Below are 18,435 nucleotides of genomic sequence, written 5' to 3'. Positions count from 1 at the left end.
TTCGTGTCACCTCCGATGGTTCAACGCCCTGCGATTTCCCGCATGATGGGAGCAGATCACGCATCGATCTCAGTCGATCGCGGGAAGAGAACCGTCCGGCTAGGGTCGGCCGGGTTTGGGGGACCCGCGCGAGAGGGGGCTCGCTTGATCGAGTTCCAGTCCGTCCGTAAGCAGTACCCGAACGGCACCGTCGCCGTGGAGGAACTCAGCCTGTTCGTCGAGACGGGAACCATCACCGTGCTGGTCGGGCCTTCCGGCTGCGGCAAGACCACCCTCATGCGGATGGTCAACCGCATGATCGACCCCTCGTCGGGCACCGTCTCCGTCGACGGCACCGACGTGCGCGACCGCGACCCGGCGCAACTGCGCCGCAACATCGGCTACGTCATCCAGCAGGCAGGACTGTTCCCGCACCGAACCGTGCTGGACAACATCGCCACCGTCCCGATGCTGGCCGGCAAGACCCGCCGCGCCGCGCGCGAGCACTCCCGCGAACTCCTCGATCTCGTCGGCCTCCCCGCCGACCTCGGCAAGCGCTACCCGGCGCAGCTCTCCGGCGGTCAGCAGCAACGAGTCGGCGTGGCCCGAGCGCTGGCCGCCGACCCGCCCGTGCTGCTCATGGACGAACCCTTCAGCGCCGTCGACCCGGTCGTCCGCGAAGGACTCCAGGACGAGCTGCTGCGCCTGCAGGACGAACTGGACAAGACCGTCCTGTTCGTCACCCACGACATCGACGAGGCCATCAAGCTCGGCGAGAAGGTCGCCGTCCTGCGCCAAGGCGGACACCTCGCCCAGTACGCGCAGCCCGACGACCTGCTGGCCTCACCGGCCGACGACTTCGTGACGTCGTTCGTCGGCCGCGACCGCGGCTACCGCCGCCTGTCCTTCGTGGACTCCGCGCGCCTGCGGCCGAAACCCGTCCCGACCGTCCGATTGGGAGAAAAGGTCCCCTCCGCCGACCAGTGGCGGCTGGCGGTGGATGAAGGTGACCGTCCACGCGGCTGGCTGCCCCCGGGCACCGACTCCGACGGCGACCTCGCCGAGCACACCCTCGTGGCCGGCGGCTCGCTCCACGTCGAGCAGGGGAACCTTCGTGGCGCTCTGGACGCCGCGCTGTCCGCACCGTCCGGACTGGGCGTCGTCGTCAACGCCGACGGAGGCGCGGTCGGCGTCGTCACGGCCGACGACGTGCTGTCGCTGCTGGACGACCACCGGGCGGCGACGTGATCGACTTCTTCGACTCCCCGAGCAACCGCGAACTGGTCGCCACCCAGCTCGCCGAACACCTCTACCTGTCGTTGCTCCCGCTGCTGCTCGGCGTCCTGCTGGCACTGCCCCTCGGACGTCTCGCCCAACGCGTCCGCTGGCTGCGCGGAGCCCTGCAGAACACCGCCAACATCGTCTACACCATTCCCTCCCTGGCGCTGTTCGTGATCCTCCCCGGCCTGATGGGAACCCCGCTCCTGTCGCCGCTCAACGTCATCATCGCCCTGACCCTCTACACCGCGGCGCTGCTGGTGCGACCGGTCCGCGACGCGCTGGACTCCGTGCCCGGCCACATCGTCGCCGCCGCCACCGCCATCGGGTACCGGCCGGGCCGGCGGCTGTTCGCGATCGAACTCCCCTTGGCGGTACCGGTGCTGGCCGCCGCCGTGCGCGTGGCATCGGTGAGCAACATCAGCCTGGTCAGCGTGGGTGCCCTGGTCGGCATCGGTGGGCTGGGCAGGCTGTTCACCGACGGCTTCCAACGCGACTTCCCGCAGCAGATCATCATCGGCATCGTGCTGACGCTGCTGCTCGCACTGGTGGTGGACCTGATGCTGGTGCTGCTGTGGCGACTCGCGACCCCGCGGGCGCGGCGATGATCGGCGAACTGATCGCCTGGCTCGGCGACCCCGCGCACTGGAGCGGACCCGGAGGGATCCCCGCGCAAACGCTGCTGCACCTCTACTACTGCGTGCTCTCCGTCCTCGTCGCCGCGCTCATCGCCGTCCCGCTCGGCGTCTACATCGGACACACCGGCCGGGGTTCGGTGCTGCTGGTGGGATTCAGCAACGCGATGCGGGCGCTGCCCACCCTCGGCGTGGTCACGCTGCTGGTCCTGGGCTTCGGCCTCGGAGTCGCACCCGCCCTCGCCGGCCTGGTGATCCTCGCGATCCCGGCGATCCTCTCCGGCGCCTACGCGGGCGTGCGCAACGCTCCCGCCGACGCCGTCGACGCGGCCAGGGGAATGGGCATGCGCCCGATCCAGGTGCTGTGGCAGGTCGAGCTGCCGACCGCGCTCCCGCTGGTGCTCGGCGGCATTCGCAGCGCGATGCTGCAGGTCGTGGCCACCGCCGCCGTCGCCGCCTACGTCGGCCTGGGCGGGCTCGGACGAATCCTGCTCGACGGCCTGAAGATCAGCGACTACGCGCAGATGGCCTCGGCCGCGATCGTCATCGCAGCCCTGGCGGTCCTGCTCGACGTGGCGTTGGCCGGTGTGACCCGGTTGGTGGTGCCGCGCGGTCTGGTCCTGGCCGCCCGACGAGGAGGTAATGATCGATGAAACGACTGCTGGCGCTGGCCGCTGCGGCACTGGTGCTGACCGGCTGCGGCTCGCAAGACCCGCTCGAAGCCAACAAGGCCCAGAGCAGCCAAGTGGTGGTCGGCTCGGCGGACTTCGCCGAGAGCGAGCTGCTGATGCACGTCTACGCCGAGGCGCTCAAGACGACCGGAGCCGACGTGCAGACGAGAGCCCGCATCGGCGCACGCGAGTTCTACGTCAACGCCGTCCGCAACGGTGAACTCACGCTCGTGCCCGAATACACCGGCAACCTGCTGGAATTCCTCGACCCGGCCTCCAGCGCCACCGAATCGCAGCAGGTCTACGACCAGCTGCGCGGCAAGGTCGGCACCGACATGGAACTCCTCGAGCAGTCCCCGGCCGAGGACTCCGACGTCCTCGCTGTCACCAAGGCCACCGCCGACACCGGCCTGCGCTCCATGGCCGACCTCGGACCGCGCTGCCGCGACATCGTCCTCGGCGCGCCCGCCGAGTGGAAGTCGCGGTGGGAAGCCAAGATCGCGCAGGACTACGGCTGCACCTTCAAGGAGATCCGCAGCGTCGAAGCCGGCACGATCACCGTCAACGCCCTGACCTCGGGCGAGATCCAGGCCGCGAACCTGTTCACCACCTCGTCGCAGATCACCACCAACGACCTGGTGAAGCTCGACGACCCGAAGAACATGTTCCCGGCGCAGAACGTCATCCCCCTCGCGGGCAAGGGCAAGCTGACCCCGCCCCAGATCGAGGCCGTCAACAAGGTCTCCCGAGCCCTGACCACCGAGAAGCTCACCGAGCTCAACAAGCGGCTCGAAGTGGACAAGGCCAACCCCGCCGACGTCGCCAAGGAATTCATCGCCACCGCCGGACTCTGACCGCCCTCGACCGGCCGCCCCGGCGGCGGCCGGTCAAGCGCTGCGACCGCTGATCCGGCCGGTGAGCTCAGCGGCCGCCTCACCGACCTCGGCCGCCAACCCGGGCCAGGTCTCGCCGCAACCCGCGCCCTCGCAGGAATGGCGGAAGGTGACCCCGATGGCGGCGATCGGCCGGACCGTGTGGTCGAACACCGGGCACGCGACCGAGGCGAACCCGGGCGTGACCACACCGTCCTCCACCGCCCAGCCCCGGCGGCGTTCCTCGGCCAGCAACCGGCGCAGCTCCGGCAGGTTGCGAGGGCCCCGATCCGTGCGCAGCACGAAGCGCTCGGTGGAAGGGAACATCGCGCGCACCTGCGCCGCCGGGAGGTGCGCCAACATCGCCCGCCCCGACGCCGGCAGCTGCGCGGGCAACCGGACACCGACGTCGGTGACCAGCGTCTGCGGCTGTGAAGGTCGCTCCTTGAGCAAGTAGAGGAGCTCGGCGCCGTGCAGTACCCCCAGCTGGGCGGCGCGGCCCACCCGGTCCACCAACCGCCGCAGGATCGGGCCCGCCAACCGCTCGAGCGGATCGTGCCGCAAGTAGGCCGAACCCAGCTCGAACGCCGCGACCCCCAACCCGTAGCGGCGCTCCTCCGGCAGGTGCACCACGAAACCGCCCGCCACCAGCTCCGCCAGCAAGTGGTACGTCGTCGACCTCGGCAAGCCCAGCTCGCGCGCCAGCACACCCGCCGACACCGGCCCGGCCCGCCCCGCCAGCGCCCGCAAGATCGCCAACCCGCGCCGCAAGGCGGGCACGTCGCTGCTGTCGCCCACGCCTGGAGTCTGGCATCCCAGACAGAGACCCACCATCAGGGCTTCTGCCAGGAGCTTCCGCGAGCTGGGATGGGGACATGCACAACGAGTTGTTCCTCGGTCCGCAGCCGCTGTCGCGCGCGGAAGTCGTCTCGGTCGCGCGCGAGGGGAGCACCGTGCGGCTCAGCGAGCCCGCCGAACGAGGCATCGCCGCCACCCGCAAGCACATCGAAGAACTGGCCGCCGAGGAACGACCCGTCTACGGGGTCTCCACCGGCTTCGGCGCCCTCGCCGTGCGCCACATCCCCCGTGAGCGAAGGGCGGCCTTGCAGCAGTCCTTCGTCCGCTCCCACGCCGCGGGCGCCGGCGACACCGTCGAACCCGAAGTCGTGCGCGCCCAGATGCTGCTGCGCCTGCACACCATCGCCACCGGCCACACCGGGGTCCGACCCGAAACCGCTCACGCCCTGGCCGCGATGCTCAACGCCGGAATCGTTCCCCTCGTGCACGAGCACGGCTCCCTCGGCTGCTCCGGCGACCTCGCCCCGCTCGCCGCCGTCGCCCTGGCGCTCACCGGCGAAGGCGACGTCCTCGACGCCTCAGGGCAGCAGCGCCCGGCCGCGGACGTGCTCGCGGAAGCCGGCATCGAGCCGGTCGTGCTCGCCGAGAAGGAAGGGCTCGCCCTCACCAACGGCACCGACGGCATGCTCGGGATGCTGGTGCTCGCCCTGCGCGACATCACCGCCCTGATCGACGTCGCCGACCTCACCGCCGCGATGAGCGTCGAAGCGCTGCTCGGCACCGACCGTCCCTTCGCCGCCGACCTGCAAGCTCTCCGCCCGCACCCCGGCCAAGCCCTCTCGGCGGAGAGGATGGCCTCCTTCCTCTCACGCTCGCCGATCGTGGCCAGCCACCGCGGCCCCGACTGCCCGCGCGTCCAGGACGCCTATTCGCTGCGCTGCTCGCCGCAGGTCCACGGCGCCGCCCGCGACACCGTCGCCCACGCCGAGACCGTCGCCGATCGCGAGCTCGCGTCCGCCATCGACAACCCCGTCGTGCTGCCCGACGGCCGCATCGAGTCCAACGGCAACTTCCACGGCGCCCCGCTGGGATACGTGCTGGACTTCCTGGCCATCGCGCTGGCCGACGTGGCCAGCATCTGCGACCGGCGCACCGACCGGATGCTCGACGTCGCCCGCTCCCACGGGCTCCCGGCGTTCCTCGCCGACGACCCCGGCGTCGACTCCGGGCACATGATCGCCCACTACACGCAGGCCGGGATCGTCTCCGAGCTCAAGCGCCTCGCCGTGCCCGCCTCCGTGGACTCCATCCCCACCAGCGCCATGCAGGAAGACCACGTGTCCATGGGTTGGGCCGCCGCCCGCAAGCTCCGCCGCGCCGTCGACGGCCTCACCACCGTGCTGGCCGTCGAACTGCTCACCGCCGCTCGCGCCCTCGACCTGCGCGCACCCCTGGACCCCGGACCCGCCACCGGCGCGGTCCGCGACCTGCTGCGCCGCGACGTGCCAGGACCGGGCCCCGACCGGCACGTCGCACCCGAGATCGAGGCCGCCGAACGACTCATCCGCAGTGGCGAAGTCCTCGCCGCCGCCGAATCAGGGAGGGATCGATGACCGACGTGCGCGCCCCTCGCGGCACGACGCTGACCGCCCGCAGCTGGAGCACCGAGGCACCGCTGCGGATGCTGCAGAACAACCTCGACCCCGACGTCGCCGAACGCCCGCACGACCTCGTCGTCTACGGCGGAACCGGCAAGGCCGCCCGCAACTGGGCCTGCTACCAGGCGATCGTGCGCGAACTGACCACGCTCGGCCAGGACGAGACGCTGCTCGTGCAGTCCGGCAAACCCGTCGGCGTGCTGCGAACCCACGAGTGGGCGCCGCGCGTGCTCATCGCCAACTCCAACCTCGTCGGCGACTGGGCGAACTGGTCGGAGTTCCGGCGCCTCGACGACCTCGGCCTGATGATGTACGGCCAGATGACGGCCGGGTCCTGGATCTACATCGGAACGCAAGGGATCCTCCAAGGCACCTACGAGACGTTCGGGGCCATCGCCACCAAGCGCTTCGGCGGAACCCTCGCCGGAACGCTCACCATCACCGCGGGGCTCGGCGGCATGGGCGGAGCGCAGCCGCTGGCGGTCACCATGAACGAAGGTGTCGCGCTGGTCGTGGAGTGCGATCCGGAACGCGCCCACCGCCGCGCCCGCCAGGGCTACCTCGACGAGGTCGCCGACTCCCTCGACGAAGCCATCGACAAGGCCGTCGCCGCCAGGCGGGACCGCCGCGCCTACTCGGTGGCCGTCATCGGCAACGCGGCGCAGCTGCTCCCCGAGATGCTGCGACGCGGAGTGCCTGCGGACATCGTCACCGACCAGACCTCGGCGCACGACCCGCTGTCGTACCTGCCGCTGGAGGTGGACCTGTCGGACTGGGCCGACTACGCGGCCCGCAAACCCGACGAGTTCACCACCCGGGCGCGGGAATCGATGGCCCAGCACGTCGAGGCGATGGTGGGATTCCTCGACGCGGGCGTCGAGGTCTTCGACTACGGCAACTCGCTGCGCGGCGAAGCCCAGCTCGCCGGATACGACCGGGCCTTCGCCTACCCGGGCTTCGTCCCCGCCTACATCCGCCCGCTGTTCTGCGAAGGAAAAGGTCCCTTCCGCTGGGCGGCGCTGTCCGGCGACCCCGCCGACATCGCCAAGACCGACAAGGCCGTGCTGGAGCTCTTCGGCGACGACGAGCACCTCGCCCGCTGGCTCCGGTTGGCTGACAGGAAGGTTCCCTTCCACGGCCTTCCCGCCCGGATCTGCTGGCTCGGCTACGGCGAGCGCGCCGCAGCAGGCCAGCGGTTCAACGAGATGGTCGCCTCCGGGGAGCTGGCCGCACCCGTGGTCCTCGGCCGCGACCACCTCGACTGCGGATCGGTTGCCTCCCCCTACCGCGAAACCGAGGCGATGGCCGACTCCTCCGACGCTGTGGCCGACTGGCCGTTGCTCAACGCCCTGGTCAACACCGCCTCCGGCGCGACGTGGGTGTCGCTGCACCACGGCGGCGGCGTCGGCATGGGACGTTCCCTGCACGCCGGCCAGGTCACGGTCGCCGACGGCACCGAGCTCGCCGCCCAGAAGCTCCAGCGGGTGCTCACCAACGACCCGGGCATGGGAGTGATCCGGCACGTCGACGCCGGGTACGAACGCGCTGAGGAGGTCGCTGCCGAGCGCGGCGTGCGGACTCCGCTGGTGAGCCGATGAGCGGGCTGAACGCCATCGCCGGGATCGGCGCCGATCAGCGGCGCGGCGGCTACTCGCGGCACGTCTTCGACGACGCCGAGCGGCACCTGCGCGAATGGTTCGTCGAGCAGGCCGAGAACCGCGGTCTCGCGGTGGAAACCGATGCCAACACCAACATCTGGGCCTGGTGGGGAGAACCGGGCCCCGGCGCGGTCGTCACCGGCAGCCACCTCGACTCGGTGCCCGGCGGCGGGGCCTTCGACGGCCCCCTCGGCGTGGTCAGCGCGCTCGAAGCGGTGGACCTCCTGCGGGAACAGGGCTTCCAGCCGCGCACACCGCTGGCCGTGGTCGTCTTCGCCGAGGAGGAAGGCGGCCGCTTCGGCGTGCCCTGCCTCGGGTCCCGGCTGATGACGGGAACCATCCACCCGGATCACGCCCGCAACCTGCGCGACCCCGACGGAGGCACCCTCGCCGAGGCGGTGCGCTCCTTCGGCGCGGACCCCGCCCGCATCGGCCGTGACGAGACCGCGCTCGCGCGCATCGGGACCTTCGTGGAACTGCACGTGGAACAGGGCAAGGGCCTGATCGACCTGGAGCGTCCCGTCGCGGTCGCCGACTCGATCCTCGGACACGGCAGGTGGCGGTTCCGCTTCAGCGGTCAGGGCAACCACGCGGGCGCCACGCTCATCGGTGACCGAAACGATCCCATGCTCCCCGCCGCGCAACTCGTCCTCGCCGCCCGCCGCATGGCAGCCGCGACCCCCGATGGTCGTGCGACGGTCGGCAGACTCGTCCCGACTCCGGGCGGCACCAACGTCATCGCCTCGACCGTGGACGTCCACCTCGACGCGCGCGCTCCCAGCGGAGCGCGGTCCATGGTCGACGACCTGGCCGGGCAGGCGAGGGAGTTCGCCGCGCAGGAAGGGTGTCAGGTGGAGGTCGTCGAGGAATCCTTCGGCGACACCGTCCACTTCGACCCGGCGCTGCGAGACCGGCTGCGCGGCGTCCTCGACGACGTCCCGGTCCTGCCCACCGGCGCCGGCCACGACGCGGGCGTGCTCGCAGCGGAGAAGCCGACCGCGATGCTGTTCGTGCGCAACCCGACCGGCATCAGCCACGCCCCCGAAGAGCACGCGACCGCCGAGGACTGCGAGGAAGGTTCCCACGCCCTCGCCCGCGTTCTCGCCGACCTGGCGGGGTGAGGGGATGTTCTGGTGCGAATGGGCGTGGCTGCCCGAAGGTCCCTGCCGCGACGTGCTGTTCGAGGTCGAGTCCGGGCGGATCACCGCTGTGCGGAGAGGCGAGGCCCCCGGTGGTGCGCGGAGACTTCCCGGCCTGGTGCTGCCGGGTCTGGCCAACGCGCACTCCCACGCCTTCCACCGGGCGCTGCGCGGTGATACCGCACGCGGCACGTTCTGGACCTGGCGGGAGCAGATGTACCGGGTCGCGGCGAAGCTCGACCCGGACAGCTACTACCTGCTCGCGCGCGGCGTCTACGCGGAGATGGTGCAGGCGGGCATCACCGGTGTCGGCGAGTTCCACTACCTGCACCACGCGCCCGGCGGTTCCCGCTACCGCGACCCGAACGCGATGAGCCACGCGCTGGCGCAAGCCGCCCACGACGCGGGAATCAGGCTGACGCTGCTGGACACCTGCTACCTCGCAGGTGGTTTCGACCGAGAGCTCGACGAGGTTCAACAGCGGTTCTCCGACGGCGACGCGGCCGGATGGGGCGAACGCGCGGAGTCCTTCACCGCGAAGGACGTGCTGCTGGGGGCCGCGGTGCACTCGGTGCGCGCGGTGCCGGCCGAGGCGATCGGGCAGGTCGCGGGGTGGGCGCGTGACAGGAAGGTTCCCCTGCACGTGCACGTGTCCGAGCAGCGCGCGGAGAACGAGGCGTGCCTGGCGGCCCACGGCCGAACACCGGTGCAGCTGCTGGCCGAGCGCGGTGCTCTCGGTGAGGACGTCACCGCCGTGCACGCCACGCACCTCGCGGCCGGGGACGTGGCACTGCTGGGCGGCAGCGGAACCGGGGTGTGCCTGTGCCCGACGACCGAGGCGGACCTGGCCGATGGGATCGGTCCTGCCGGAGCTCTGGCGGTGGCGGGAAGTCCTCTGTCACTGGGCAGCGACGGGCACTCGGTCATCGACGTCCTCGCCGAGGCGCAGGCAGTGGAGTCCTACCAGCGGTTGGCGACGGAGACCCGGGGACACCACGGGCCGGGCGAGCTGCTCGCGATGGGCACTGCGCACTCCGCCATCGGGCGACCTGATGCGGGACGGCTCGAAGTGGGAGCCCGCGCGGACTTCGTCGCGATCGACCTCGACACACCGCGCTTGGCCGGCGTCGCGATCCCGGTGGTCCCGGCCGTGGCCCGCGCCGGGGACGTGCGCGAGGTGATCACCGGTGGCAGGACCGCGGTCGCCGACGGAGCCCACACCACCATCGATACCGCGCGTGAACTGCGCGAATCCATCACGGCACTCCGAGCGTGAGGAAATAGGCAGCGATGTCATCCACTGTTATCACTGGAATTGGTGAACTCACGACCAACGACGACGCGCTCGGCACCATCGCCGACGCGGCGGTGGTCATCGACGGCGACCGGGTCGCCTGGGTCGGTCACGCCGGGTCCGCGCCCGACGCGGACGACCGCGTCGACGTCGAGGGGCGAGCGGTCCTGCCCGGCTGGGTGGACAGCCACACACACCTCGTCTTCGCCGGCGACCGCACCGCCGAGTTCGCCGCCCGCATGTCCGGTCAGCCCTACCAGGCGGGCGGGATCGCGGTCACCGTCAACGCCACCAGGCAGGCCACCGACGCCGAACTCGCGGACAACCTGCGCCGTCACGTCGAGGAGGCCGCCGCCCAGGGCACGACCTGCGTGGAGACCAAGACCGGCTACGGGCTGACCGTCGAGGACGAGCTGCGCGCGGCGAAGATCGCAGCCGCGGTCGCCGACGAGGTCACCTTCCTCGGAGCCCACCTCGTCCCGCCAGGAGCGGACGCCGCCGACTACGTGGACCTGGTGTGCGGGGACATGCTCGACGCCGTCGCCGATCACGTCGGATGGTGCGACGTGTTCTGCGAGGAAGGGGCCTTCGACGCCGACCAGTCCCGTCGAGTGCTGACGGCCGCCCGCCGGCGCGGCCTGGGACTGCGGGTGCACGGCAACCAGCTCGGACCCGGGCCGGGAGTGACCTTGGCGGTCGAGGTCGGAGCGGCCAGCGTCGACCACTGCACCCACCTGGAGCCTTCCGACGTGGACGCGCTCGCAGCTTCTGACACCGTCGCGACCTTGCTGCCGGCCTGCGACCTGTCCACCCGCCAACCCCTCCCGGATGCCCGCGCGCTGCTCGACGCCGGGGCCGCCGTGGCGCTGGCCAGCAACTGCAACCCGGGTTCGTCCTACACCTCGTCGATGGCCTTCTGCGTGACGACGGCGGTCCTGCAGATGCGGATGAGCGTGGCCGAAGCCGTTCGCGCGGCCACCTGGGGTGGCGCGCGTGCGCTGCGACGCGAAACCGGCGACGGTGCCGTCGGCGTGCTGCGCCCGGGCGCTCGGGCCGACCTCCAGGTGCTCGAGGCCCCGAGCACGACGTGGTTGGCCTATCGGCCTGGTGTTCCCCTGGCCCGCGCTGTGTGGCGCGAAGGCGACCGCGTTCGATGAGGTCACCTCGTGGGCCTTCGCGGTTCTCGCCTTGACACGTTTCGGTCGTGAGCATGGGAACCTTCCTGTCAACACGGTCGCTGGTTCGTAGACTGCGCTCATGACCTGCGGTTCGAGAATGCCTCGGTGAACGACCGCGAGCGGATGCGGTCGGTGTTCACCGAGGACGCCGACCTCTACGACCGGTGCCGCCCGGGTTACCCGGCGCAGCTGTTCGACGTGCTCACCGCAGCCGTCGGTGAAGGGGCCCGGGTGCTCGAGATCGGCTGCGGCACCGGGCAGGCGACCGTGCCGCTGGCTGCCCGCGGGTTCGCGGTCACCGCTCTCGAACCCGGGGAAGAGCTGGCTGGGGTCGCCCGGCATCGCCTCGCCGATTACGTGTCCGCGCGGGTGGTGGTCGCCGCATTCGAGGAGTGGCCGCTCCCGCCGGTGAAATTCGAACTGGTCGTGGCGGCGACCTCGTTCCACCGGCTCGACCCCGCGGTGCGCATGATCAAGGCCGCAGATGCGCTGCGTCCCCGTGGAGCGCTCGCCGTGGTCTCGACGCACCACGTCGCCGGCGGAAGCGACGAGTTCTTCGCGCAGGCTCAGCAGTGCTATGAGCGATTCGTTCCCAACGCCGAGCCCGGCCGGCGCCTTCCGGTTACCGACGAGATCCCGAAGGACCCGGAGGAGTTCCACCGCTCGGCTCGTTTCAGCCCGCCGGAGTTCCACCGCTACGAGTGGGAGGCCCGCTACACGACCGATCAGTACCTCGGCCTGCTGATGACCTACTCGGGGCATCGGGCGATGCCGCATTCGGCGCTTGACCAGCTCTTGGAGTGCATCGGGCAGCGCATCGACGCTGACCACGACGGCGTGATCACCAAGCGCTACCTGACGCAGCTCGCCCTGGCGAAGCGCCTCGGCTGATCATCGCCGCTTGGTGATAACATCGTCGAATGGCGATCAATTATGTGGAGTTGGACGCCGCCGCCGCGCTGTTCCACGGACTGTCCGACGGCACGCGGTTGGCCATCGTGCGACGTCTTGCCGAAGGCGAGGCGCGGGTCGCCGACCTCGTGGGGCACCTCGGGCTGGCGCAGTCGACCGTGTCGGCGCACGTGGCCTGCCTGCGGGACTGCGGCCTGGTCGACGGCCGTCCACAAGGGCGACAGGTGTTCTACTCCCTCGCCCGGCCCGAACTGATCGAGCTGCTGACCGCCGCCGAAACCCTGCTCGCCGCGACGGGGAACGCGGTCGCCCTCTGCCCGAACTACGGCACGGAGACCCTTCACGACGAGGCCCGGCATGTCTGACGACGAGCAGCAGCAGCCAGCGCGCGTCGACGAGGCCCAGTGCGGCGACCGGTGCTGCGAGCGAACGGAGACCGTCATCGCGGACGCACGACGTCGCGTGCTGCAGCGGCGGGTGCGGTGGCTGGTCGGCGCGACGATCTCCTACAACGCGATCGAAGCGGTCGTGGCCATCAGCGCCGGCGCCGTCGCGTCCTCCACCGCGCTGATCGGGTTCGGGCTGGATTCGGTCATCGAGGTCGCCTCCGCGGCCGCGGTCGCCTGGCAGTTCGCCGGTTCCGACCCGGAGGCGCGCGAGCGAACCGCGCTGAAGGTGATCGCCATGTCGTTCTTCGCGCTGGCCGGCTACGTGGCGGTCGAGTCCGTGCGCAGCCTGCTCGGTGCGGAGATCGCCGAACACTCCACCGCCGGCATCGTGGTCGCCTCCCTCTCACTGCTGATCATGCCGCTGCTGTCCTCCGCGCAACGGCGAGCAGGGCGCGAACTCGGATCGGCGAGCGCCGTCGCCGACTCGAAGCAGACCCTGCTGTGCACCTACCTGTCCGGAGTGCTGCTCCTCGGGCTCGTCCTCAACAGCCTCCTCGGCTGGTGGTGGGCCGATCCGCTGGTGGGTCTGGTGATCGCGGCCGTCGCGGTCAACGAAGGCCGGCAAGCCTGGCGCGGTGAGCACTGCTGCTGATCCTCCCGCGGCTCTTGACCTCCAGTTAACTCGAAGTCGGAGGGTGAGCAGGAGTCGATCGAGAACGGAGTGATCAGGATGCGTGCGGTGCAGGTGACGACATTCGGGGGACCGGAAGTCCTGTCGGTGATCGAGAAGGCCGATCCCGTGCCACGACCGGGCCAGGTCCTGGTGCGGATGAAGGCCGTGGACGTGCTGTTCCTCGACACGCGGCTCCGCCAAGGCTGGGGGCAGGAGTACTTCGAGATGAACCCGCCCTACATCCCCGGCGACGGCATCGCCGGGGAAGTGGTCGCGCTGGGCGCGGACTTCGACCCGGCGTGGCTGGGCAAGAAGGTCGTCGCCAGCACCGAGAACAGCGGAACCTACGCCGAACTGGTCCCCGTCGAGGAAACCGAACTCGCGCTGATCCCCGACGGACTGGACGAGCAGGCGGCCGTGGTGCTCCTGCACGACGCCACCATCGCCGTGCAGCTGATCGACCACGCCGCCGTGCGCCCGGGAGAGCGGGTGCTCGTCACCGCCGCAGCGGGTGGAGCCGCGTCCATCATCGTCCAGCTGGCCAAAGCCGCAGGCGCGCAGGTCATCGGCGCCGCGCGAGGCGAGCGGAAGCTCGGTCTGGTGCGCGCACTGGGCGCCGAGCCGGTCGACTACAGCGCACCGGGGTGGGTCGAGAAGGTCCGCGAACTGACAGGCGGCGTCGACGTCATCTTCGACGGCGCCGGCGGCGCATACGGGCGAGCGGCGTTCCAGTCCGCGGACAACGGCGCGCGCGTCATCACCTACGGCGCCTCCGACGAGGACTTCGCCGAGATCGACGCCGACGAAGCGCGGCGGCGCGACGTGACCATCACCGGGCTCCTCGAGATCCAGCAGCTCTCGCGCCACCAGCGGAAGGACGTGCTCATCAAGGCGCTGGAGCAGGCCGCCGCCGGACACATCACCCCGGCCATCGGACGAACCTTCCCCCTCGAGCGCGCCGCTGACGCGCACACCGCCATCGAGCAGCGCGAGATCGTCGGGCGCGCAGTGCTGCGGGCGTGAACGTGGGCCCGGCCGCGCGTCCGGGGGTGCGCGGCCGGGGCCACCTCACTCGTCGTCGGCGTCGTCGCGCGCGAGGAAGGTCGCCAAACGCTCAGTGGCGTCCTCGAAATCCGGGTTGAGGTCCACGAAGGCCCGCATCCGGTCAGCGACCCACGCCAAGGTGACCTCGTCGTCACCGCGACGCTCTTCGAGTTCTTCAATGCCGCGGTCGGTGAAGTACACCGCTTCCTCCTAGTGCTCCGTCGATCTTCGACGCGGTGTGGTTGGGAACAGCAGGGTACGAAACGGCCCTTCACCACAAGCGATGCGCCCCGGTCGAAGTGAGCGGAAGGTTCCCGTGCACACTCCGCCGACGGCACCCGAGCACGAAAAAGCGGGCCGCCGGCTCCCGAAGGAACCGGCGGCCCGCCTCAGCGAGAAGATCAGGCGAACGCCGTCTGCACGACCTCGGCCTGCTCGACCTCGTGGACCTTGGCCAGACCGGTGGCCGGAGCGGCCATCGGACGACGCGAGACCCGCTTGAGCTTGCCGGCCAGCTCCGGGAACTGCTCGTTCAGCGCCAAGCCCAGGAACGGCCACGCACCCTGGTTGGCCGGCTCCTCCTGCGTCCAGCGGACCGACTCCAGGTTCGGGTACCGCTCGAACAGAGCACCCAGCTTGCGGTGCGGCAGCGGGTACAGCTGCTCCAGCCGCGCCACCGCCGTGTCGGTGATGCCGTTCTTGTCGCGGTGGGCCGCCAGCTCGTAGTAGAGCTTGCCGGTGCACAGCACCAGCTTGGTGACCTGCGACGGGTCCGGCTGAGTCGGGTCGTCGATCACCGAGGTGAACTTGCCCTCGGTGAAGTCCTCGACCGGGCTCGTGGCGGCCTTCAGGCGCAGCATCGACTTCGGCGTGAACACCACCAGCGGACGGTGGATGCCGTCCAAGGCGTGGCGCCGCAGCAGGTGGAAGTAGTTCGCCGGGTTCGACGGCATCGCGACCGTCATCGAACCCTCAGCGCACAGCTGCAGCCACCGCTCGATGCGACCCGAGCTGTGGTCCGGGCCCTGGCCTTCCTGGCCGTGCGGCAGCAGCATCACCACGTCGGAGCGCTGGCCCCACTTGGCCTCACCGGACGAGATGAACTCGTCGATGATCGACTGCGCGCCGTTGAAGAAGTCACCGAACTGCGCTTCCCACAGCACCAGCGACTCGGGGTTGCCCACCGAGTAGCCGTACTCGAAGCCCAGAGCCGCGAACTCCGACAGCGCCGAGTCGTAGACCAGGAACTTGCCCTGCTCACCCGAGAGGTTCTGCAGCGGCGTGTACTCCGAGTCGTTCTTGCGGTCGATGAGCACCGAGTGGCGCTGACCGAACGTGCCGCGGCGGCTGTCCTGACCGGTCAGGCGGACCTGGCGGCCTTCCATCACCAGCGAACCGAACGCGAGCAGCTCGCCGAAGGCCCAGTCGATGCCACCCTCGCGGCCCATCTTGGCGCGACGCTCCAGGACCGGCTTCACGCGCGGGTGCGGGGAGAAGCCGTCCGGCAGGTTGATCTGCGCCTCGGAGATGCGCTCCAGCGTCTCCTGCGAGATCGCGGTGGACAGGCCACGCGGCACCTGCTGCTCGGCCTCGACCGACGGGCTCGGTGCCGGCGGGTGCTTCTCCAGCTCGCGGACCTCGTTGAACACGTGCTCGAGCTGCGCCGCGTAGTCCTTGAGCGCCTTCTCCGCCTCTTCCACGGTGATGTCACCGCGGCCGATCAGCGACTCGGTGTAGACCTTGCGGACGCTGCGCATCTTGTCGATCGCGTCGTACATCTTCGGCTGCGTCATCGACGGGTCGTCGCCCTCGTTGTGACCACGACGGCGGTAGCAGACCATGTCGATCACGACGTCCTTGCCGAACGCCTGGCGGTACTCCACGGCCAGCCGCGCGACCCACACGCACGCCTCGGGGTCATCGCCGTTGACGTGGAACACCGGCGCGCCGATCATCTTCGCGACGTCGGTGCAGTACTTGCTGGAACGCGAGTGCTCCGGAGCCGTCGTGTAACCGACCTGGTTGTTGACGATCACGTGCACGGTGCCGCCGGTGCGGTAACCGCGCAGCAGCGACAGGTTCAGCGTCTCGGCGACCACGCCCTGACCGGCGAACGCGGCGTCACCGTGCAGCAGCACCGGCAGCACCGTGAAGCCCTCCTGACCCTTGTCCAGGATGTCCTGCTTGGCGCGGACGATGCCCTCCAGCACCGGGTCCACGGCCTCCAGGTGGGAGGGGTTCGAGGTCAGCGACACCTTGGTCTCGCCATCACCGAACATCCGGAAGTACTTGCCCTCGGCACCCAGGTGGTACTTCACGTCACCGGAACCGTGGGCCTGACCCGGGTCGAGGTTGCCCTCGAACTCGCGGAAGATCTGCGAGATCGGCTTGCCGACGATGTTGGCCAGCACGTTCAGGCGGCCGCGGTGCGGCATGCCGATGACGACCTCGTCGAGCTCGTTGGCAGCGGAGTTGTCCAGGACCGCGTCCAGCAGCGGAACCACGGTCTCGGCGCCTTCCAGCGAGAACCGCTTCTGCCCGACGTACTTGGTCTGCAGGAACGTCTCGAACGCCTCGGCCGCGTTGAGCTTCGACAGGATGTACTTCTGCTCGGTCGAGTCCGGCTTGGTGTGCGGCTTCTCGACCCGCTGCTGCAGCCATTCGCGCTCGTCCGGCTCCAGGATGTGCATGTACTCTACGCCGACCGTGCGGCAGTAGGAGTCGCGCAGCACGCCCAGCACGTCGCGCAGCTTCATCTTCTCGCGACCGGCGAAACCGCCCACGGCGAACTCGCGGTCCAGGTCCCACAGCGTGAGGCTGTGCGACAGGACGTCGAGGTCCTCGTGCCGGCGCTGCCGGTAGTTCAGCGGGTCGATGTCGGCCATCAGGTGACCGCGGGTGCGGTAGGCGTCGATCAGCTCGAGCACCCGGGCGGTCTTGTCGACCGCGCCCTCGGGAATGTCCTGCGTCCAGCGCACCGGCTCGTACGGGATGCGCAGCGACGCGAAGATGTCGTCGAAGAACCCGTCCTCGCCCAGCAGCAGCTGGTGCACGCGGCGCAGGAAGTCGCCGGACTCGGCGCCCTGGATGACGCGGTGGTCGTAGGTGGACGTCAGCGTCACGATCTTGCTGATGCCCATGTCGACCAGCGTCTTCTCGCTGGCGCCCTGGAACTCGGCGGGGTAGTCCATCGCGCCGACGCCGATGATCGCGCTCTGGCCCTTGGTCAGCCGCGGCACCGAGTGGTTGGTGCCCGACGGGCCCGGGTTGGTCAGCGAGATCGTGGTGCCGGAGAAGTCGTCCGCGGTCAGCGCGTTGCTGCGCGCCTTGCGGATGATGTCCTCGTAGGCCTGCCAGAACTGGTAGAACGTCATGTCCTCGCAGCCCTTGATGGAGGCGACCACGAGGTTGCGCGAACCGTCCTTGCCCGGCATGTCGATCGCCAGGCCCAGGTTGATGTGCTCCGGCGTGACCGCTGCGGGCTTGCCCTTGGCGTCCTCGCCGTAGTGGCGGTTCATGTTCGGGAAGTCCTTGACCGCCCGGATCAGCGCGTAGCCGATCAGGTGCGTGAAGGAGACCTTCCCGCCCTTGTTCCGCTTGAGGTGGTTGTTGATGACGATGCGGTTGTCGAACAGGAGCTTGGCGGGCACCGCGCGCACGCTCGTCGCGGTGGGAACCGTCAGCGACTGGTCCATGTTCTTGGCGATCGCGGCCGCAGCACCGCGCAGGGTCTTCACATCGCCCTCTGCCTGGGGCTGCTTGACCGGGGCGGCCTTGGCGGCCTGCTGCGGAGAGGGCTTCGGAGCGGCGGCGGGCTTGGCCGCGGGTGCGGCGGCCGCCTGCGCGGGCGCCTGACCGTTGGTCTCACCGGCGCGCGTAGCCGTGGCCGTCGGTGTCGGCGGCGCCGCAGTGCCGGCCGCAGCAGCGGTGGCGGTGTTCTCGTTTGTAGCCTGACCCGACTTGTAGTCGGCGAAGAATTCGTGCCACGCCGAGTCTACGGAAGTGGGATCTTGGAGGAACTTCTCGTACATCTCCTCGATCAACCACTCATTGGGGCCGAACTGTGACGCGGGGCTGCTGGACACGGCTGGCGTTCGCCTCGATCCATATGCTCGTGATTTACAGACACACTCGGGTACCAGGCTAGCCGCCCGATTCGCGAGGTTGACACACAGGACGGCCGTTCGGCTGATCGACTCTCATCACAGAATCGATCAGGGTCCTCAGGCCAGCGGGGATGTGTCCCCGTTCGGGCCA

At 70.1% G+C, this 18,435-nt stretch carries 16 protein-coding genes; 13 read left to right on the top strand and 3 right to left on the bottom strand.

Translation table 11 applies throughout. The features are described from left to right. Positions 1-144 precede the first annotated feature (144 nt). The 4 genes from E1202_RS00900 to E1202_RS00885 are packed head-to-tail and all read left to right on the top strand — an operon-like array spanning position 145 to position 3,417. Positions 145-1,227, top strand: coding sequence for an ABC transporter ATP-binding protein (locus E1202_RS00900; protein WP_207918410.1), 1,083 nt, complete (start codon positions 145-147; stop codon positions 1,225-1,227). After that, a complete protein-coding gene (locus E1202_RS00895; RefSeq protein WP_132680334.1) occupies positions 1,224-1,865 on the top strand; it encodes an ABC transporter permease in 642 nt (213 codons plus the stop codon). The genes E1202_RS00900 and E1202_RS00895 overlap by 4 nt, the downstream gene beginning before the upstream one ends. Next, positions 1,862-2,545: an ABC transporter permease gene (locus E1202_RS00890; protein ID WP_132680398.1), complete on the top strand. Its 684-nt coding sequence runs from the start codon at positions 1,862-1,864 to the stop codon at positions 2,543-2,545. The genes E1202_RS00895 and E1202_RS00890 overlap by 4 nt, the downstream gene beginning before the upstream one ends. Then, positions 2,542-3,417, top strand: a complete 876-nt coding sequence (locus E1202_RS00885; RefSeq protein ID WP_132680333.1) for an ABC transporter substrate-binding protein — start codon at positions 2,542-2,544, stop codon at positions 3,415-3,417. The genes E1202_RS00890 and E1202_RS00885 overlap by 4 nt, the downstream gene beginning before the upstream one ends. A 33-nt stretch (positions 3,418-3,450) precedes the next feature. Here E1202_RS00885 and E1202_RS00880 read toward each other — a convergent pair whose 3' ends face one another. Beyond that, a complete protein-coding gene (locus tag E1202_RS00880; RefSeq protein WP_132680332.1) occupies positions 3,451-4,233 on the bottom strand; it encodes an IclR family transcriptional regulator in 783 nt (260 codons plus the stop codon). Between the two features lie 77 nt (positions 4,234-4,310). Here E1202_RS00880 and hutH point away from each other — a divergent pair, with 77 nt between their 5' ends. From hutH to E1202_RS00835, 9 genes are all read left to right on the top strand, one after another. Continuing rightward, positions 4,311-5,846 (top strand): histidine ammonia-lyase, encoded by a 1,536-nt coding sequence (gene hutH / locus E1202_RS00875; protein ID WP_132680331.1) that lies wholly within the window; start codon positions 4,311-4,313, stop codon positions 5,844-5,846. Next, entirely contained in the window at positions 5,843-7,489 is a 1,647-nt protein-coding gene (hutU, locus tag E1202_RS00870) for a urocanate hydratase (protein ID WP_132680330.1), read from the top strand. The genes hutH and hutU overlap by 4 nt, the downstream gene beginning before the upstream one ends. Beyond that, entirely contained in the window at positions 7,486-8,670 is a 1,185-nt protein-coding gene (locus E1202_RS00865) for an allantoate amidohydrolase (RefSeq protein ID WP_132680329.1), read from the top strand. The genes hutU and E1202_RS00865 overlap by 4 nt, the downstream gene beginning before the upstream one ends. A 4-nt stretch (positions 8,671-8,674) precedes the next feature. Further along, positions 8,675-9,964 (top strand): formimidoylglutamate deiminase, encoded by a 1,290-nt coding sequence (locus E1202_RS00860; RefSeq protein ID WP_132680328.1) that lies wholly within the window; start codon positions 8,675-8,677, stop codon positions 9,962-9,964. A 14-nt stretch (positions 9,965-9,978) separates the two neighbouring features. Beyond that, on the top strand, positions 9,979-11,139 hold the full coding sequence (hutI, locus tag E1202_RS00855) for an imidazolonepropionase (protein ID WP_132680327.1): 1,161 nt from the start codon (positions 9,979-9,981) through the stop codon (positions 11,137-11,139). A gap of 126 nt (positions 11,140-11,265) precedes the next feature. Then, positions 11,266-12,051 carry a class I SAM-dependent methyltransferase gene (locus E1202_RS00850; protein WP_207918409.1) on the top strand — a complete coding sequence of 262 codons (786 nt, stop codon included), beginning with the start codon at positions 11,266-11,268 and terminating at the stop codon, positions 12,049-12,051. Positions 12,052-12,080: 29 nt separating this feature from the next. After that, positions 12,081-12,437: an ArsR/SmtB family transcription factor gene (locus E1202_RS00845; RefSeq protein WP_132680326.1), complete on the top strand. Its 357-nt coding sequence runs from the start codon at positions 12,081-12,083 to the stop codon at positions 12,435-12,437. Beyond that, the gene (locus E1202_RS00840) at positions 12,430-13,113 is read left to right on the top strand and encodes a cation transporter (RefSeq protein WP_132680325.1); all 684 of its coding nucleotides are present in this window, start codon (positions 12,430-12,432) and stop codon (positions 13,111-13,113) included. The genes E1202_RS00845 and E1202_RS00840 overlap by 8 nt, the downstream gene beginning before the upstream one ends. Positions 13,114-13,191: 78 nt before the next feature. Further along, the gene (locus tag E1202_RS00835) at positions 13,192-14,157 is read left to right on the top strand and encodes a zinc-binding dehydrogenase (protein WP_132680324.1); all 966 of its coding nucleotides are present in this window, start codon (positions 13,192-13,194) and stop codon (positions 14,155-14,157) included. A 45-nt stretch (positions 14,158-14,202) separates the two neighbouring features. On the opposite strand, the gene E1202_RS31190 is transcribed toward E1202_RS00835, so the two are convergent. Together E1202_RS31190 and E1202_RS00830 are read right to left on the bottom strand one after the other, a co-directional pair. Beyond that, a complete protein-coding gene (locus E1202_RS31190; protein WP_093413728.1) occupies positions 14,203-14,379 on the bottom strand; it encodes a DUF6104 family protein in 177 nt (58 codons plus the stop codon). A gap of 200 nt (positions 14,380-14,579) precedes the next feature. Then, positions 14,580-18,209 carry a multifunctional oxoglutarate decarboxylase/oxoglutarate dehydrogenase thiamine pyrophosphate-binding subunit/dihydrolipoyllysine-residue succinyltransferase subunit gene (locus E1202_RS00830; RefSeq protein WP_235877522.1) on the bottom strand — a complete coding sequence of 1,210 codons (3,630 nt, stop codon included), beginning with the start codon at positions 18,207-18,209 and terminating at the stop codon, positions 14,580-14,582. Positions 18,210-18,435: the final 226 nt, after the last annotated feature.

It is taken from the genome of Saccharopolyspora karakumensis (assembly GCF_004349225.1).
Taxonomy (GTDB): Bacteria; Actinomycetota; Actinomycetes; order Mycobacteriales; family Pseudonocardiaceae; genus Saccharopolyspora; species Saccharopolyspora endophytica.
The sequence above is the reverse complement of the archived record's forward strand: the minus strand, read 5'-3'. Positions and strand labels throughout refer to the sequence as shown.

Bases quoted from the DNA above. Each gene is read 5' to 3' on its own strand.
- E1202_RS00890 (WP_132680398.1), top strand. From the start codon at position 1,862: ATGATCGGCGAACTGATCGCCTGGCTCGGCGACCCCGCGCACTGGAGC.
- E1202_RS00885 (WP_132680333.1), top strand. From the start codon at position 2,542: ATGAAACGACTGCTGGCGCTGGCCGCTGCGGCACTGGTGCTGACCGGC.
- hutH (WP_132680331.1), top strand. From the start codon at position 4,311: ATGCACAACGAGTTGTTCCTCGGTCCGCAGCCGCTGTCGCGCGCGGAA.
- hutU (WP_132680330.1), top strand. From the start codon at position 5,843: ATGACCGACGTGCGCGCCCCTCGCGGCACGACGCTGACCGCCCGCAGC.
- E1202_RS00865 (WP_132680329.1), top strand. From the start codon at position 7,486: ATGAGCGGGCTGAACGCCATCGCCGGGATCGGCGCCGATCAGCGGCGC.
- E1202_RS00860 (WP_132680328.1), top strand. From the start codon at position 8,675: ATGTTCTGGTGCGAATGGGCGTGGCTGCCCGAAGGTCCCTGCCGCGAC.
- hutI (WP_132680327.1), top strand. From the start codon at position 9,979: ATGTCATCCACTGTTATCACTGGAATTGGTGAACTCACGACCAACGAC.
- E1202_RS00845 (WP_132680326.1), top strand. From the start codon at position 12,081: ATGGCGATCAATTATGTGGAGTTGGACGCCGCCGCCGCGCTGTTCCAC.
- E1202_RS00840 (WP_132680325.1), top strand. From the start codon at position 12,430: ATGTCTGACGACGAGCAGCAGCAGCCAGCGCGCGTCGACGAGGCCCAG.
- E1202_RS00835 (WP_132680324.1), top strand. From the start codon at position 13,192: ATGCGTGCGGTGCAGGTGACGACATTCGGGGGACCGGAAGTCCTGTCG.
- E1202_RS00830 (WP_235877522.1), bottom strand. From the start codon at position 18,209: ATGTACGAGAAGTTCCTCCAAGATCCCACTTCCGTAGACTCGGCGTGG.